A 15,605-nucleotide genomic window follows, 5' to 3' on the forward strand; every position below is an offset into this window, starting at 1 on the left:
GGACGAGCCCCTCGCGCTTGACGATCGTCTCGGCATCCTGACCGGAGCGATACATCTTCTCGAAGACCTCCTTGGCGATCTTGCCGCTGATGGTGCCCTCGTCGATCAGCGCCAGCAGGCGCGCCAGGCTCTTCGGCGGGACCGGGCAGGCCGCGACCGTGGCCTCGTCATCGCCCGGCAGTTCGCGCAAGAGCTCAGACATGACCCAGTTGGCCACGACCTTCGGCTTCGGGTACGCGGCGACAGCCGCCTCGTAGTAGCCGGCCAGGGCCCGGCTCTGGCAGAGGAGCGCAGCGTCGTAGGCCGGGAGGGCGTACTGGCTCGCGAAGCGCTGCCTCCGCTCGGCCGGCAGCTCGGGGAGTGTCGCGCGGAGGCTCTCGACCCAGATCGGATCGACCTCGAGCGGAACCAGGTCGGGTTCGGGGAAGTAGCGGTAGTCGTGCGCGTACTCCTTGGAGCGCATCGAACGGGTGTAGCCCCGAGTCGCCTCCCAGAGGCGCGTCTCCTGGACGATCCTCTCGCCCGTGACGAGGGCTCTGGCCTGCCTCTGCGCTTCGTACTCCAGGGCATGCTGGACGTGCTTGAAGGAGTTCATGTTCTTGATTTCGACCTTCGTGCCCAAGTCGGACGAGCCGGGGCGGCGCAGCGAGATGTTGGCGTCGCAGCGGAGCGAGCCCTCCTCCATGTTCCCGGTCGATACGCCCAGGTAGACGAGAATCGCGCGGAGCGCCCTCAGATAAATCGCCGCCTCCTCGGCGGAGCGGAGGTCCGGCTTGGAGACGATCTCCATGAGCGGCACCCCGCTCCGGTTGAAGTCCACGAGGCTGAAGCTCGCCGTCTCGAAGGCCCCGCCCTCGTGGAGGAGCTTTCCGACATCCTCCTCGACGTGGAGCCGCTGGATCCCGACCCGTCGCGTGCTGCCGGCCGCATCGAGGTCCAGCCACCCCTCGGAGGCCAGCGGCTCCTCGTACTGGCTGATCTGGTAGTTCTTCGGCATATCCGGGTAGAAGTAGTGCTTCCGGGCGAAGCGGCACGCGGGGTTGATCCGGCAGTGGAGCGCCAGCGCCGTGCGGATCGCGAACTCGACGGCGCGCCGGTTGATCACGGGAAGCACGCCCGGCATGCCCTGGCAGACCGGGCACGTCTGACTGTTCGGCGCCCCGCCGAACGCCGCCGGGCAGCCGCAGAAGAGCTTCGCGCGGGTGGCGAGCTGGACGTGGGCCTCCAGCCCGATGACGACCTCGTAGTCAGTCACTTCTTCCCACCTATCTTTTCTCGAATTTCAGCAACTATCGCCTTTGCGTCCCGGAGCGCGCCCTGGGCATCCGCCTGTGTCGGTTCCCCTGGCGATTTCCGCCCACAGAACGTATCGGGTCAAAAGTTCCAGATCTCGCTCCACCTGCCAAAGCGGCACCATTCCCACCCGCTGAACCTCGCGACCGCCCACGAGACCCGACAGGCGTGGAAGTTTCTCCAGCATCAAGGAAGTAAACGTGTCATCCATTGCTAAAGGCAGGTTTCTTTCGACACCAGTCGGTGGCCTGCTCGTAGGCGTACGCGACCCGGAGGAGGGTCGCCTCGTCGAAGGGCTTGCCGATGAGCTGGAGGCCGATGGGGAGCCCGGCGAGGGTGAAGCCGCACGGGAGCGAGATGCCCGGCAGCCCTGCCAGGTTCACCGGGATCGTGAAGATGTCGTTCAGGTACATCTGGAGCGGGTCCTCCTTCTCGCCGAGCTTGAAGGCCACGTTGGGGGTGGTCGGGCAGACGATCAGATCGACGCGCGCGAAGGCCTGCTCGAAGTCCCTGCGCACCAGCGTCCGGACCCGCTGGGCCTTGCCGTAGTACGCCTCGTAGTAGCCGGCCGACAGCGCGTAGGTCCCCAGCATGACCCGCCGCTTCACCTCGGCGCCGAACCCGTGGGCCCGGGTCCGCCCGTACATCTCGACGAGGTCCTTGCCGCCCCGGGCGCGATACCCGTACTTGACCCCGTCGTAGCGTGCGAGGTTCGATGAGGCTTCGGCGGGAGCGATCAGGTAGTAGGCCGCCAGGGCGTAGTCGGTGCTCGGGAGCGAGACCGGCTCGGTCCGCGCGCCGAGCGTCTCGAGCACGCGGACCGCCTCCCGCACGACCCGGTCGACCTCCGGGTCCATCCCCTCGATGAAGTACTCGCTGGGGATGCCGAGGCGGAGGCCGGTGGCCCCCTGGCCGAGCGCCGCCAGGTAATCGGGGACCGGCACGTCGGCGGACGTGGAATCCATGGGGTCGTGGCCGGCGGTGGCCTGGAGGAGAAGCGCGGCATCGGCTACGTCCTTGGCGAGAGGCCCGATCTGGTCGAGGGACGAGGCGAAGGCCACCAGCCCGTAGCGGGAGACGCGTCCGTAGGTCGGCTTGAGGCCCACGATGCCGCAGAAGGCAGCCGGCTGCCGGATCGACCCACCCGTGTCGGTTCCCAGAGCCCCGGCTGCGAGGTCTGCCGCCACGGCTGCGGCGGACCCTCCGGAGGAGCCGCCCGGGACACGGTCCAGGTCCCACGGGTTCCGCGTCGGGAAGAAGGCCGAGTTCTCCGTCGAGGAGCCCATCGCGAACTCGTCCATGTTGGCCTTCCCGAGGATCACCGCGCCGGCCGCGTTGAGGCGCTCCACCACGGTGGCGTCGTAGGGAGGGACGAACCTCTCCAGGATCTTCGAGCCGCAGGTGGTCCGGACGCCGCGGGTGCAGATCACGTCCTTGATCGCGAGCGGAACGCCGTCGAGCGGTCCGAGGGGGTTACCCGCCTTCATCCGCTTGTCTGCTGCGTCGGCCTGAGCCAGCGCCTGCTCGCGGGTCACGGTCAGATAGGCCCGCACGCTCGCGTCCAGGGCGTCGATGCGGGCGAGGTAGGCCTGAGCAACCTGCGAGGGAGTGGTCTCGCCGCTCATGTACCGGTCGGCGATCTCGTGGATCGTCAGCGCGCTCGGATCCTGCATCGGACCTCCGTCCCTACTCCTCGATGATCTTGGGTACGCGGAAGAGGTCACCGTCCCGCTCGGGGGCGTTGGCGAGCATCTCACCGACGGAAAAGCAGGGGCGCACCTCGTCCTCCCGCATCACGTTCACGATGGGGACGGCATGGGACATCGGCTCGACGCCTTCGGTCTCGAGCCGGCGGAGCTTGTCGATGTAAGTCAGGATCGCGTCGAGCTGGGAGCGCATGCGCTCCTTCTCGGCCTCGGAGAGGTCGAGCCGCGCCAGCCGCGCCACATGCTCGACTTCTGCAAGCGTCATCTTCGGCTCGGCCATGGTGCTACCGCGTCAAAGCCTCCGCTTGTCCCTGAGCCACACCGCGACGAGGACGAAGCGCCGAAGCCGCCGCCACATGCCAGCAAACGCTCTGGGACCTGCGGGTGGCAGGGCGATGAGGCCCCCCGCCGCGTGGAGCGGCAGGGGTTCCCCACGGGGGGATGGGTGACGCGAGCACGGCGGGGGTGATCGCCGGGACAGGACCCGCAGGCCCACGTCAGATCTCCTCGAGCTGAGCGTACTGGAGGGAGAGCCGCTTCCGGCCCACGCTCCCGAAGTGGACGGTGACGATCACGTCGGAGCCATCGCGCTCGATCCCGACCAGGAGCCCCTCGCCCCACCGGGCATGGCGCAGCCGCGCGCCCACGCGGAGGGGAAACTCCTCGTCTCCAGGCCCCGCGGTATCCGGGGGAGCGGCGGGGCGCGCGGGTGCGGAACCGTTGAGCAGGACGACCTGGTCTTCCGGGATCTCCAGGAGGAAGCGCGACGGCTCGCCCAGGCCGTAGCCGTGCAGGCGGCGGTGGAGCGCGTAGGAGAGGAAGAGCCGGGTCTTGGCCCGCGTGAGCCCGACGTAGCAGAGCCGGCGCTCCTCCTCCAGCTCCTCGATGTCGTTGAGGGACTTGATGTGGGGAAAGACACCCTCCTCCATCCCGGTGAGAAAGACCACCGGGAACTCGAGCCCCTTGGCGGAGTGGAGCGTCATGAGGGTCACCGCGCCGCGCTCCTCCGGAAGCTCGTCCACGTCGGAGACGAGCGAGACCGTGTCCAGGAACGCCTCCAGGGTCGCCTCCCCCCGGGCGCGCTGGAACTCCTCCGCGGCGGCGACCAGCTCCTCCAGGTTTTCCAGCCGCTCCTCGGCCTCCGCAGTCCGCTCCTGCTTGAGCGCCTCCCGGTAGCCGGAGGCGGTCAGCACTTCGTCGATGAACTGCGGGACCGGCACCGCCGCCTTCCTCGCTCCGAGGTCGGCGATCAACCGGGCGAACTCCTCAAGGCCCCGCCGCGGCTTACCGCCGAGGTCGGGCGGCAGCCGCGGGCACGCCTCGAGCAGGGAGGTTCCCGCGAGCTTCGCCGCCTGCTCCAGGCGAAGCAGGCTGGCCTTGCCGATGCCCCGGCTCGGCGCCGCGATCGCGCGGCGGAACGCGACGTCGTCGCTCACGTTGACGACCAGACGGAGGTAGGCCAGCGTGTCCTTGATCTCCTTGCGCTCGTAAAAGCGGACTCCGCCGACGATCACGTACGGGATGCCGGCCAGCCTGAGCGCCTCCTCGAGCACCCGCGACTGGGCGTTCGTCCGGTAGAAGACCGCGGTCTCCCGCTCTGTCGTCCCTTCGGCGCGGAGGCGGCGGATCGTCGCGGCGACGAAGGTGGCCTCGTCGTGCTCGTCCCAGGCCCGGTAGACCGCTGCCGGCTCCCCCTCCCGGTTCTCCGTCCACAGGGTCTTGGCCTTCCGTCCCACGTTGTTGGCGATCACCCGATCCGCGATGCCGAGGATCCGCTTCGTGGAGCGGTAGTTCTGCTCGAGCTTCACCACGCGACACCCCGGAAAGTCGCGCTCGAAGTCCAGGATGTTTCGAAGGTCGGCGCCACGCCATCTATAGATGGAATTGTGGACTAACAAACCATTGGCGGCGTAATTTTTCAGATTCTCAACGGACAGGTCGTATACCGGTCCCCGATAGCGCTGGAACTCAACCGCCGAAACTCTCGTTTCACATGCGTTCCCATCGCGTAGCGCCGGGACCACCATTCCAGGACGGATATGACTTGCTGGCATAAGCTGAAATGCTTTTCCCCGCGTCATCCTCGCCCGAAGCACCAGGTCCGCGTCCGCGACCTGACACAGGCTCCTCGCGAATGCCACGCCCTTGTCATAGTCTTTCCGCGATGTTTCCACTCGCCACGTTCGCAGCTTCCCGCTTCGCGCTTTTGCAACGAGCGAAACAGCCTCCCGCGACGATCCATCGGAGCTGACCAGCTGGATACGATGCTCGTGCCACGGACGCTTCTGGTGCGGCCTGGGATCCCCAAACATCGTAAAGCCAACGATCTTCCGCGAAATTCCCCCGCGCGTGACGGCACGCGGTCTGTGATGCGGGTATTCGGGGAACAGGAAGAGGTCCGTCATCAACCCTTCAGCTCGCGACCGCGTGTCGATCTCTTTGAAGAGGCGATCGATATGGCGCTGCGTGAGGGCCATTCTTCGGCCTCGTAGGTGAAAGACCATAGTCGGCAGGCCGTACAATGCCGCGAAGTACGACTCGGAGTACTGGGCGTCCGCTGCAGAATCGCATACGGTCAGAATCCATAGCTTATCTGTGACTTCCTGGTTTGCCCGGATCTTTAAACCGGAAACAATTGCGCCCGAATCTCCGGCTCGTACGCCGCGAGTGATCCCAATACGGTAACCGAAGTTATTCCGATACATCAGATAGACGTAATGCCGCTTGGGATCGGGTTCGAGCCTGGCGAAGAGGAGGTGGTTTGGCGTGGCCCTCAGTTCACCGCCATCCTCCGTCTTAATCGAGATAACCGTTCCATCGAACTCGTTCCGCCTTACGGCTTCGACTTTAGCTAGGCTGGTTGAATTCCAGCCAGAGCCAGCTACCACCAGTCCGCCCTCCCGGATCTCTTCAACAGGCTTTGGTCCTTCGGGGGTGCCAATCAAAGTCCCTCCCACCCCGCACTGGTCGTCATCGCCGACGACGCAGAGGTTCCGGTGCTCGGCGGTGAGGAGCTGGACGATCCGGTACTGGGCGCGGTTGGTGTCCTGGTACTCGTCCACCAGGAGGTATCTCCAGAGGCCGCGGTACCAGGCCAGGACCTCGGGCACCTTCTCGAAGAGCCGGACCGTGACGAGCAGCAGGTCGTCGAAGTCGAGGGCGCGCGCCTCGGCCAGCCGCGCCTGGTAGCGCCGGAAGAGGAGCGCGATCTGGTGCTCGCGCGGCGTCCGCGCTTCGCGCTCGACCTGCTCCAGCGCGAGCATCTGGTTCTTGGCGTGGCTGATCGCGTGGATGACCTGCGCCGCCGGCAGCGCCCGCTCGTCCAGCTCCTCCGCCCGCAGGCACTCCTTGACCAGCGTCAGGCGATCGTCCTCGTCGTAGATCACGAAGCTCGGCGACAGCCCGAGGTGCCGGACGTGCTCGCGGAGGATTCTGACGCAGGTCGAGTGAAAGGTGGCGATCAAGGGGGGCCGGATCCCAAACGGGAGGAGCAGGTCCTCGACCCGGCGGCGCATCTCTTCCGCGGCCTTGTTCGTGAAGGTCACGGCCAGGACGTTCCGGGGGTGGACGCCCTTGACCGCCAGGAGGTACGCGATCCGGTGCGCGATGACCCGGGTCTTCCCGCTCCCGGCCCCGGCGACGACCAGGAGCGGTCCCTCCGTCGCGGTGACCGCCTCCCGCTGGGGAGGGTTCAGCTCACGCAGGATCGCATCGGCGTCCACCGGAGGGCGCGGCATGGGCTTTTACGATACCACAGGCGGCCCACACCGGGGTGTCCCACCGAGCGAATCCGACGCGACCACCTTCGGTGGTGCCCGGCGGCGGCAAAGCGCAGAGCGCTGGAGCGCTCCGAGCGGCTCAACCGAGTTGGGCTGCGAGGACTAACCCCCGCAGCGGGGGGATGGGGGGACCAGCAAAAGCGCCCGAGCCGGGCGGGTACCCGGGCCAGAGGCCCGGGTGCGCCGGAGGGCGTGGGTGCGCCGTCGAGGCGAGGAGGTCTGAGCGAGCGTGACATGCCCGGCGTGGGCCGATCGCATTGCTACTCCACCGTCACGCTCTTCGCCAGGTTCCTCGGCTGGTCCACGTCGCACCCGCGGCGGACCGCCACGTGGTAGGCGAGGAGCTGGAGCGGAAGCACCATCAGGATCGGCGAGAGCAGGTCCACGGTCGCGGGGACGTACACGACGCGATCGGCCCGCGCTGAGATCTCGCGATCCCCTGTATGAGCGACCGCGATCACCCGGCCGTCACGCGCCCGGACCTCCTCGATGTTCCCCAGCATCCGCTCGTAGGTCCCGTCGCGTGGGGCCACCGCCACCACGGGCATGCTCTCGTCGATCAGCGCGATGGGGCCGTGCTTCATCTCGCCCGCGGGGTAGCCCTCGGCGTGGATGTACGAGAGCTCCTTCAGCTTGAGGGCCCCCTCGAGCGCGATGGGGTAGTGGATGCCGCGCCCCAGGTAGAGGAAGTTCCTGTACTGGAACAGCTCGCGGGCGAGGTCGGCCAGCTGGGCGTCCAGCTCCAGGGTCGCCTCCATCAACCGCGGGATCTCCAGCAGATCCTGGATCCGCTTGCGCCCCTCCTCCGCCGTGAGCGAACCGCGCTGCCGGCCGAGGTGGAGCGCCAGGAGGTAGCACGCGGCCATGGTCGCGGTGAAGGTCTTGGTCGAGGCCACACCGATTTCGGGACCGGCGTGGGTGTAGAGGACCCCGGTGGCCTCGCGCGCGAGCGCCGAGCCCACCACGTTGGTGATGGCGAGGACCGGCGTCCCCTTGGCCCGGGCGGTCTTCACCGCGCCGAGGGTGTCCGCGGTCTCCCCGGACTGGGAGATGGCGACGACCAGGGTCTCGGGCCCAACCGGCGCGTCCCGGTGGCGGAACTCGGAGCCGAGGTCCACCTCGGAGGGGATTCCCGCGAGCCGCTCCAGCATGTGCCGCCCGACGACGGCCGCATGGTAGGACGTCCCGCAGGCCAGGAGCACGATGCGCTGGACGGCCTCAAGCGTCGAGGGGTCCAGGTTCGTATCGGGCAGGATCAGGCTTCCGCTCTCGGGGACGACCCGCCCGCGGAACGTGTCGGTCACCGCGCGCGGCTGCTCGAAGATCTCCTTGAGCATGAAGTGGCGGTACCCGCCCTTCTCGGCCATGATGGGATCCCAGAGGATGCGGGTCGGGGTGCGCTGGACGGGCTCTCCGCTCAGGGTGGAGACCTCGACCCCTTCGCGCCTGACCACGGCCACCTCCTCGTCCTCCAGGATCACCACGTCGCGTGTGTGTGACAGGATGGCCGGGATGTCCGAGGCGACGAAGGTCTCCCCCGAACCCAACCCCACGACGACGCTGCCGGCGCCGGTCTTCGCCGCGACCAGCCGGTCGGGGGCGTGGGTCGACACGACCCCGATCGCGTACGAGCCCTTGAGCTCACGGAGGGCGCGCCGCACCGCTTCGTCGAGCCGGGTGGTGTCGCGGAGGTGGCGCTCGACCAGGTGGGCGAGCACCTCGGTGTCGGTCTCCGAGCTGAAGCGGTGCCCTTCGGCGTGGAGCCGCTCTTTTATCGGCAAGTAATTCTCCAGAATCCCGTTGTGAACAACGACCAGGCTCCCGGTGCAGTCGGTGTGGGGGTGCGCGTTCTCCTCAGAGGGGCGCCCGTGGGTTGCCCAGCGCGTGTGGCCGACACCGACGCTCCCCGCGACCGGCTGCTCTTTCAGGATCCCCTCCAGCGTCTTGATCTTTCCCGCGCTCCGCCTCACCTGGAGGCCCCGGGCGCCCAGGACCGCGACGCCCGCCGAGTCGTAGCCGCGGTACTCCAGGCGCTTCAGGCCGTCCAGGATGATGCCCACGGCGCTCCGCTCACCGACGTATCCCACGATCCCGCACATAGCTAATCTCGGAGGGGGGCCACCCAGGCACCCCCACGCCTTCGGCGTGGACGCCCGGCTACCCGCCCCTTCCGATGCCTCCCCCCACTGTAGTTCGAGCGTGGCGGCGTCGGCCTTGCCGTGAGGCAGGCCCGCCGCCGCGCGAGGCCCGAATTAATCTGCGCGGGCAAAGCCCGCGCTCGAACACCCATCTCTACCGTCATTCCTGCTCTTTCCTTTTCTTCCGCCGGCGCGCGGCCCACCCTTCCTTGACGACCTGCCGTCCGCGCCCCACCGCGAGCGCCCCCGGCGGCACGTCCTTGGTGATCGTGGAGCCGGCGCCCACGTAGGCGCCCTCGCCGATGGTGATCGGGGCGACCAGGCTCGAGTTGGTCCCGACGAAGGCGCGATCGGCGATCCGGGTCTCGTGCTTCGCCACGCCGTCGTAGTTGCAGGTGATGGTCCCGGCGCCGATGTTGACCTCATCCCCCACCGTGGCGTCGCCGACATAGGAAACATGATGAATCTTGGTGCGGCGGCCGACCCGCGACTTCTTCAGCTCGGCGAAGTTCCCGATCTCGGCCTTTGGCCCGATATGGCATCCGGGGCGAAGATGACAGAAGGGACCCAGGGCCGCCTCGTCTTCGACGACCGCCTCCGTGAGGATACAGTAGGGCTTCAACACCACCCGGTCGCCCAGACGGCTGGACACGACTACCGAGCCGAGCCCGATCACGCATTCGGGGCCGATGGCGGTGACCCCCTCCAGCACGACCCCGGGATAGATGACCGTGTCCGGCCCCACCGACACCGTGTCGTCGACGTAGGTCGTCGCCGGATCCAGTACCGTCACACCCTCGGCCATGAGGCGATCCAGGACGCGCCCACGAAGGAGCGCAGCTACCTGGGCGAGTTGCTTCCGGTTGTTGATCGTGAGCGCCTCGGCGGGATCAGAGGTCGGAACGGCCTCGACCTTCTTCCCCTGTCGGGCGAGGATCTCGACCACGTCGGTCAGGTAGTACTCGCCTTGGTCATTTTCGGGGCGCACCTGCTCCAGCGCCGGCCAGAGCAGGGTCGGGTCGAAGCAGTAGATGGCGGTCGCGATCTCATTGATCTTCTTCTGCTCCGGGTAGGCGTCCCGCTCCTCCACGATCCCGACGACCCGGCCCTGGTCGCGGAGGATCCGTCCGAGCCCCGTCGGATCGTCGACCACGGCGGTGAGCAGCGTGACCGCCGCGTTGGTGGCGCGATGATGCTCGACGAGGCGCCGGAGCGTGGCCTCCGCCAGGAGCGGGTGATCGGCCGGAAGGACCAGGATCGTCTCCCCCCCGTCGCCGCAGGCTCCGCGGGCTTCGCGGAGCGCGTGCCCGGTGCCGAGAGGTTCCTTCTGCTCGATAAAGGTCAGGTCCGCGGCGGGCTCCAGCGCCCGGCGCACCTCCTCGGCCTGCCGTCCCACCACGACGACGATACTGCCGCCGAGATGCCGAGCGAGGTTCACGGGGTACGCTACCAGGGGTCGCCCGGCGAGCGGGTGGAGCACCTTGGGGCGCTGCGAGCGCATCCGTTTGCTCGCGCCCGCCGCGAGGATCACCGTCGTCAACCCGTCCACGGCGTTACCTTCGCCCATGACTCAGCAACGTGCGTTCGAGCGCCGGCTCAGCCGGCACAATCGACGGGGGAGGTTCGGAAGGGGCGGGTACCCGCGCCGAAGGCGTGGGTGGCCCCCCTCCGAGGAAGCTCATGGCCCCTTCTCCGCGTCGCGGTCCAGAAGCTCCAGGAGTGCCTGCCCGAGACGCTGAGGGTGGTGGCGAACCTTGTCGGCGGGCGCGAGCACGTCGGCTTCGTGGATCCGGACGCCCCACTGGACAACCCGGTCATAATCAATGCGCGTCGGCGCGGACCCCGCAGCCCGGTAGCGCGCGAGCACGCGCTCGGCGAGCGGTCGGCTGTTGACCAGCACCCCGTCCACCACACCCGGCCCCGCGTGCTCCACGAGCGCCGCGACCTGGTCGGCCAGGCTGAAGCCGTCGGTCTCGCGCGGCTCGGTCATCAGGTTCGAGACGAACACCTTGAGCGCTGCCGAGCTGCGCAGCGCATCCGCGACGCCTTGAACGAGTAGATTCGGAATCACGCTCGAGAGGAGGGAGCCCGGGCCCAGCACGACGAGGTGAGCCCGGTCAATGGCTTCGAGGAGATCCGGGAGGGGACGACACTCCGCGGGATCGAGGAAGACGCGCCGGATCGGCTTCGGAACCTCCGCAAGCTTTTCCTCCCCGATCACCACAGACCCGTCAGCACCCTCGACGCCCAGGCGGACGTTGTCGAGCGTGGATGGGAGGATCGTCCCCTTTACCGCGAGCACCTTGGCGGAGACCTGAATCGCGGACAGGAAATCCCCCGTCACCTGAGCCAGCGCAGCGAGGAAGAGGTTACCGAAGCTGTGCCCGGCGAGCCCGCCCTCGCCGCGGAAGCGGTACTGGAAGAGGCGGCTCATGAGCGGCTCCACCTCGGCCAGCGCCACGAGACAGTTGCGGATGTCGCCCGGCGGCAGCATCTTCAGCTCGTCCCGGAGCCGCCCCGAGCTGCCGCCATCGTCGGTGACCGTGACGACCGCGGTGAGCGACTCGATCCGGTTGCCGATCTCGCGCTTGAGCCCTGTCAGGACGACGGGCAGGCCTGTCCCGCCGCCAATCGCAACGACCCGCCAGCGCCCTGAACGAACTTTACGCTTTCCCCCGGGCATGCGTCCCCTTCCGGTGCGTTTCATGATACCACGCGGGCCTCGCACCCTTCATGCCGGCCCCCGAACGCGGCGCGGCGGCGCCAACAACTCGGGCCTCGCCTCGTGACGGGCCTGCCTCCCGGCATGGCCGCCGTCCCTCGGCTCGAACTGCTACGTTGACGCGAGGACACAGGTCACCCCCGCCTCCTGTTGCGCAGGTGAGACAGGAGGCGCGCGATCCGATCAGGGAGCGGCGAGGTGAAATCGAGCGGCTGGCCGCTGACCGGGTGGACCAAGCCGAGGGTTGCCGCATGGAGCGCGACCCCGGAGAGGCCATTCACGAGCGCCGACAGGATCGGATCCCGGATCCGCGGCATGGCCCGTCGCCCGTAGGTGTCGTCGCCGACGACCGGGTGACCCAGGGATGCCAGGTGAACCCGGATCTGATGCGTGCGACCGGTGCCGAGCCTGGCCTCCAGGTACGTGAAGCCCGGGAAGCGCTCGATGACGGTGTAGTGAGTGAGCGCGGCCTTCCCCTCGCCCGCCGGGCGGATCGCCATCCGCGTGCGGTCGCGCGGGTGACGGCCGATCGGCGCCTCGATCACGCCCCGGGACGGCGTCAGCTCGCCGTGGACGAGGGCCAGGTAGCACCGCGACACACGCCTGGCCGCGAACTGTTTCACGAGGGCCGTATAGGCCCGAGGCCGCTTGGCCACGACGAGGAGGCCTGAGGTGCCCTTGTCCAGGCGGTGGACGATTCCGGGACGGCCCGGGCCGCCAACCCCCGCGAGGGACGGGGCGTGGGCGAGCAGCGCGGCCGCCAGCGTGCCCGAGGTGTGTCCCGCGCCCGGGTGGACCACCATCCCGGCGGGCTTGTCCACCACCAGGAGATGCTCATCCTCGTAGACGATGCTGAGGGGGACCGCCTCGGGGACCAGGCGCTCGAGCTCGGGCGGCGGGACCGTCACGCTGACGCGTTCTCCGGGGCGGACCCGATAGGCCGCCTTCCTGGGCTCGCCGGCGACGATGACCCGGCCGGACGCCACGAGACTCTGGAGCCGGGTCCGGGAAAGCTCGGGCAGACGGGCGACCAGCAACCTGTCCAGCCTCAGCCCGGCCTCTTCAGGCCCCACCGAGAACTCGGTTGGAGGCTCGCCGGCCATGACACCGACCGCCCGGGTCAGGCCTGCGTCGATTTGGAAGAGACGAGAAAACGAAACGCCAGGAGTCCTACCCCGACCGTGATGGCCGAGTCCGCGACGTTGAAGGCCGGCCAGTGATAGCCCCTCCAGTGGAGATCGATGAAGTCTACGACCGCGCCGAAGCGCCCGCGATCGATCAGGTTTCCAACCGCGCCGCCGAAGATGAGGCCGAGGCTCACGGCCGCGGGCCAGCCACCACCGGGGAGGAGCCGGGCGGCGAGAACAGCGAGGACCGAGAGGGCCGCGAGCGAGAGCAGCGACACGAGCCAGCGCCACGCCGGAGGCGTGGCCGCGAACATCCCGAAGGCCAGCCCCGGGTTCATCACCAGGGTGAGGGCCGCGAAGCCGTCCACCAGCGTGACCTGCGCTCCCGGGGACAGGCGAGCCAGGGCCACGAATTTGGTGAGCTGGTCCAGGGCGAGCACCGCCACCCCGACCGCCGCCGCGATTCTCACCGGACGCTGTCCGAGCGCGGGCTATGCCCGCGCAACCCCCGGGGGAGGTTCGAAGGGGGGGCGCAGTCCGCCTCCGAGGGATCGCACGATCGGAGCGCACCGCTCGCAGAGCGTGGGCCGGGCGCGGTCCTGCCCGACCAGCTCGCTCCAGGCCCAGCAGCGCCCGCACTTGCGCCAGCCCTGCGCAGGGTCCGCCTTCAGCACCTCGATGACGAGCTCGGGGATGTCCTGGCTCTCGTAGCGCGTCGGGGTCCCCGACGCCGGCGCCTCCTCGAGCCTCACGTCCGAGACAATGAACAGCATCTTCAGGAGCCCCGAGCCCTTCGCCCGGAGGAGCGGCATCCATTCCTCCTCCGGCGCCTGGACCACGAACACGCGGGCCTCGAGGGAGCTCCCGATGATGCGCCGCTGCCGCGCCACCTCCAGAGCCCGGGCGACCTCACGCCGCACCTCGAGCAGGCGGTCCCACTCCTCCTCCAGGATCTCGTCCAGCCACTCGCCGCGGTCTTCCGGAAAGGTCACCAGGTGGACGCTCTCGGGCTTCCCGCTCCCCGGGATGTGGTCCCAGACCTCCTCGGCGGTGAAGCTCAGAATCGGGGCCATCAGGCGCGTGATCGCGAGGAGGATCTCGTAACAGGCGGTCTGAGCGGCACGGCGCCTGGGATCTTCGGGGGCGGAGGTGTAGAGGCGATCCTTGAGGATGTCCAGGTACAGGGCCGAGAGGTCCACCGCGCAGAAGTTGGTCAGCGCGTGGTAGACCTGGTGGAACTGGTATCCCTCATAGGCGCGGCGCACACGGGCGATGAGACGCGCCAGGCGGGCGAGCGCCCAGCGGTCCAGCTCCTCCAGCTCCCCGTACGGCACCCGGTCGCGGTCGGGGTCGAAGTCGGCGAGGTTTCCGAGCAAGAACCGGCACGTGTTGCGGATCCGGCGGTACGCCTCCGTGAGGTGCCCCATGATTTCGGGCTCGGGGAGCCGGATGTCTTCGGTGTAGTCCTCCGCCGCGACCCAGAGCCGCAGGATCTCGGCTCCGTGCTTCCCGATGACGTCCTGGGGCGCGATCACGTTCCCCAGCGACTTGGACATCTTCCGCCCCTGGCCATCCACCATAAAGCCGTGGGTCAGCACCTCGCGGTACGGGGGCGCGCCGCGCGTGCCGATGGCCTCCAGGAGCGAGGAGTGAAACCACCCGCGGTGCTGGTCTGAGCCCTCCAGGTACATCTCGGCGGGCCACCGGAGGTCGGGCCGGGTCTCCAGGACCGCCGCGTGGCTACAGCCCGAGTCGATCCAGACATCCAGGGTGTCGGTTTCTTTTCTAAACCCGCTCCCACCGCAGCCCGGGCAGGTGGTGCCGGGAGGAAGCAGATCCTTGGCCTCGCGGGTGTACCAGAGCTCGATGCCTTCTCCCTCTTGCATCAGGCCCGCCACGTGCTCGACGAGCCGCTCCTCCAGGAGAAGGGCACCGCACGCGGTGCAGTAGAAGGCCACGATGGGGACGCCCCACACCCGCTGGCGCGAGATGCACCAGTCCGGCCGCGTGGCGACCATGTTGGCGATCCGTTCCTCTCCCCACGGCGGGATCCACCGGACCTCGTTCCGGATGGCCTCGAGCGCCCGCTGCCGGAGGCCGCTCTTGTCGAGCGAGATGAACCACTGCTCGGTGGCCCGAAAGAGGGTCGGGTTCTTGCACCGCCAGCAGTGGGGATAGGTGTGGGTGATCTCCTGGAAGGCCAGCAGCCTCTCCGTCTGCCTCAGGTGCGCGACGATCCGCGGGTTGGCGTCCCAGACGGTGAGGCCCGCGAAGTGCTCCACCTCGGCGACGAAGCGGCCGTCGTCGTCCACCGGGTTGTAGATCCGAAGCCCGAGCTTGCGGCCGAACTCGTAGTCTTCCTCACCGTGGCCGGGCGCGATGTGGACGAGCCCGGTCCCCTGGTCCATGGCGACGAAGTCCGCCGTCGCGACGACGACGTCGCGATCGATCCACGGATGCGCGCAGACGGTCCCGGCGAGCGCCTCGCCGGTGACGGGATGTCCCACGGCTTTGCCGTCCCGGCCGGCGGCCTTCAGCGTCTCGGCCACCAGCGCCTCGGCGACGATCAGCAGCTCCCCGTCCACGTCGATCGCGGCGTACGGCTGCGTCGGGTGGGCGGCGATGGCCAGGTTCGCGGGGAGCGTCCAGGGCGTGGTGGTCCAGATCGCCAGCGCCGCAGGCCGGCCGTTGAGGGCGCGGGCGAGCGCGGAGGAGGCGGACTTGACCGGGAACTTGACCCACACCGACGGCGAGGTGTGCTCCTCGTACTCCACCTCGGCCTGGGCCAGGGCGGTCTTGCAGTACATGCACCAGTGGACCGGCTTGAGCCCCTTGTAGAC

General features: G+C 68.6%; 10 protein-coding genes. All 10 read right to left on the minus strand.

Going from position 1 to position 15,605, the window contains the following annotated elements; translation table 11 throughout:
- Positions 1-1,255 (minus strand): Asp-tRNA(Asn)/Glu-tRNA(Gln) amidotransferase subunit GatB (gene gatB / locus HY726_07980; protein MBI4608930.1); only part of this gene is annotated, 1,255 nt, incomplete at its 3' end.
- A gap of 241 nt (positions 1,256-1,496) precedes the next feature.
- Positions 1,497-2,966, minus strand: a complete 1,470-nt coding sequence (gene gatA, locus HY726_07985) for an Asp-tRNA(Asn)/Glu-tRNA(Gln) amidotransferase subunit GatA (GenBank protein MBI4608931.1) — start codon at positions 2,964-2,966, stop codon at positions 1,497-1,499.
- A 13-nt stretch (positions 2,967-2,979) separates the two neighbouring features.
- Entirely contained in the window at positions 2,980-3,279 is a 300-nt protein-coding gene (gene gatC / locus HY726_07990; GenBank protein ID MBI4608932.1) for an Asp-tRNA(Asn)/Glu-tRNA(Gln) amidotransferase subunit GatC, read from the minus strand.
- A 217-nt stretch (positions 3,280-3,496) separates the two neighbouring features.
- On the minus strand, positions 3,497-6,736 hold the full coding sequence (locus tag HY726_07995) for a UvrD-helicase domain-containing protein (GenBank protein MBI4608933.1): 3,240 nt from the start codon (positions 6,734-6,736) through the stop codon (positions 3,497-3,499).
- A 302-nt stretch (positions 6,737-7,038) separates the two neighbouring features.
- Entirely contained in the window at positions 7,039-8,877 is a 1,839-nt protein-coding gene (glmS, locus tag HY726_08000) for a glutamine--fructose-6-phosphate transaminase (isomerizing) (GenBank protein MBI4608934.1), read from the minus strand.
- Positions 8,878-9,076: 199 nt separating this feature from the next.
- Positions 9,077-10,483 carry a bifunctional UDP-N-acetylglucosamine diphosphorylase/glucosamine-1-phosphate N-acetyltransferase GlmU gene (gene glmU / locus HY726_08005; protein MBI4608935.1) on the minus strand — a complete coding sequence of 469 codons (1,407 nt, stop codon included), beginning with the start codon at positions 10,481-10,483 and terminating at the stop codon, positions 9,077-9,079.
- A gap of 111 nt (positions 10,484-10,594) precedes the next feature.
- Positions 10,595-11,623, minus strand: coding sequence for a YvcK family protein (locus HY726_08010; GenBank protein MBI4608936.1), 1,029 nt, complete (start codon positions 11,621-11,623; stop codon positions 10,595-10,597).
- Between the two features lie 149 nt (positions 11,624-11,772).
- On the minus strand, positions 11,773-12,741 hold the full coding sequence (locus tag HY726_08015; GenBank protein MBI4608937.1) for an RluA family pseudouridine synthase: 969 nt from the start codon (positions 12,739-12,741) through the stop codon (positions 11,773-11,775).
- Positions 12,742-12,758: 17 nt separating this feature from the next.
- A complete protein-coding gene (gene lspA, locus HY726_08020) occupies positions 12,759-13,235 on the minus strand; it encodes a signal peptidase II (GenBank protein ID MBI4608938.1) in 477 nt (158 codons plus the stop codon).
- Between the two features lie 21 nt (positions 13,236-13,256).
- A partial coding sequence (gene ileS, locus HY726_08025; GenBank protein ID MBI4608939.1) for an isoleucine--tRNA ligase occupies positions 13,257-15,605 on the minus strand: 2,349 nt, incomplete at its 5' end.

It is taken from the genome of Candidatus Rokuibacteriota bacterium (assembly GCA_016209385.1).
GTDB lineage: Bacteria > Methylomirabilota > Methylomirabilia > Rokubacteriales > CSP1-6 > JACQWB01.

Bases quoted from the DNA above. Each gene is read 5' to 3' on its own strand.
- gatA (MBI4608931.1), bottom strand. From the start codon at position 2,966: ATGCAGGATCCGAGCGCGCTGACGATCCACGAGATCGCCGACCGGTAC.
- gatC (MBI4608932.1), bottom strand. From the start codon at position 3,279: ATGGCCGAGCCGAAGATGACGCTTGCAGAAGTCGAGCATGTGGCGCGG.
- HY726_07995 (MBI4608933.1), bottom strand. From the start codon at position 6,736: ATGCCGCGCCCTCCGGTGGACGCCGATGCGATCCTGCGTGAGCTGAAC.
- glmS (MBI4608934.1), bottom strand. From the start codon at position 8,877: ATGTGCGGGATCGTGGGATACGTCGGTGAGCGGAGCGCCGTGGGCATC.
- glmU (MBI4608935.1), bottom strand. From the start codon at position 10,483: ATGGGCGAAGGTAACGCCGTGGACGGGTTGACGACGGTGATCCTCGCG.
- HY726_08010 (MBI4608936.1), bottom strand. From the start codon at position 11,623: ATGAAACGCACCGGAAGGGGACGCATGCCCGGGGGAAAGCGTAAAGTT.
- HY726_08015 (MBI4608937.1), bottom strand. From the start codon at position 12,741: ATGGCCGGCGAGCCTCCAACCGAGTTCTCGGTGGGGCCTGAAGAGGCC.